The organism is Komagataeibacter intermedius TF2 (assembly GCF_000964425.1).
GTDB lineage: Bacteria > Pseudomonadota > Alphaproteobacteria > Acetobacterales > Acetobacteraceae > Komagataeibacter > Komagataeibacter intermedius.
The window spans coordinates 1-1,174 of the sequence record NZ_BANF01000204.1 but is presented as its reverse complement, the minus strand read 5'-3'; the positions used below and the strand labels follow the sequence as shown (position 1 = coordinate 1,174).

General features: G+C 52.8%; 2 protein-coding genes. One reads left to right on the top strand and one right to left on the bottom strand.

Translation table 11 applies throughout. The features are described 5' to 3' along the window. Positions 1–206: 206 nt before the first annotated feature. A complete protein-coding gene (locus B7449_RS22135) occupies positions 207–455 on the bottom strand; it encodes a hypothetical protein (RefSeq protein ID WP_174520969.1) in 249 nt (82 codons plus the stop codon). 474 nt (positions 456–929) lie between these two features. Here B7449_RS22135 and B7449_RS22130 point away from each other — a divergent pair. Next, positions 930–1,174, top strand: a 245-nt coding sequence (locus tag B7449_RS22130; protein WP_209426756.1) for a hypothetical protein, incomplete at its 3' end; no start/stop codon positions are given.

Here is a 1,174-nt window from a genome sequence, read left to right as displayed (position 1 = left end):
GGCAGAGGCGGATGGTGGTCATGGGATGCAACAACGGAAAGCCGAATTCCAGCCTTTCCGCCCGCCAGAAAAGGAGCGACGCTGAGCTGATCACGCCAGACAATGACTTTCATCCGGCCTGACCGGGCTCCAGACTTTGTCGACGCAACCGAACCCTATCGGGACCACATCATTGGACACCGCGCATGGAATGAGAAATGCGGGTTTCATCCAGGACGCTGATATGAAACATCGAGACTTCTGCGGTCTGCAGCATTATAATTAGAGACATGAAGACGAACTCCCGTCAGGTTGTTTTGGCAGCAATCAGAAAGCAGACTCTTGCGAACACCAGGAGCAAACAGGCTGCTCATGCGGCGCTTCAGCGAATGGGAATTATTGATCACAAAGGCGAAGTGACGAAAGAATACACGCGTGACCCGCGCGTCGAAGGGATGCTTCGAGCGTAACTGCATGGACGGCTCTCCACACATTTTTTATGTCCGATTATCACGGTTGTTCTGAAGAAGGCCGTCGAAAACTGATGATGATTGGCTTGAACCTGGTTTCTACATCCGGGAGTTCGATCCAATGCGGGCACAGAAATGGGCACACCAGAAACAGCGCAAAGTGTAGCTTCCAAGTTTCTGATCCGGTCACCTTATACGGCAACGGCCGAGGTTGTCCGCCAGTTCCAGATCGCCCAGAATGAGACGGGCAGGCCAACATCGACCATAGATCCCACCCTGTCGGCGTTGAGCTTCTTCATCACCCGGACACTCACCTGATCTTGCGCATCGGCTACTCCAGATCAAACGGGACAAGGGTGCACGATACCGGAACACCCTGCTTCCGGCAGACCTGCCGTCCTTGCTGCAGGAGTGGTAAAGGCCGAACGCCAGCAGGACGTGATGCATTCTGGTAGCTGGCTTTTCCCCAGGCAGGACATCATGAATCCCATCGGCACACGGCAATTACATCGCATGTTTGTCGCTCCGGCACGGGCAGCTTCGATCACCAGACATATGGGGCCGACAAAGGCAAACCCACTTATTTACGACAATGAAGACCGCCTGGATCTGGCTGCGTTCGAACATGGCAGTCAGAGTTGCTGGACAATACGCGCAGCTAAGGCTGTTCATATATATATATTTTTACACAAGACACCGTTTATATGCGATTTTAAGCATCAATA

Excerpts from the sequence above, each read along its gene's own strand:
- B7449_RS22135 (WP_174520969.1), bottom strand. The coding sequence starts at position 455 with ATGCAGTTACGCTCGAAGCATCCCTTCGACGCGCGGGTCACGCGTGTA.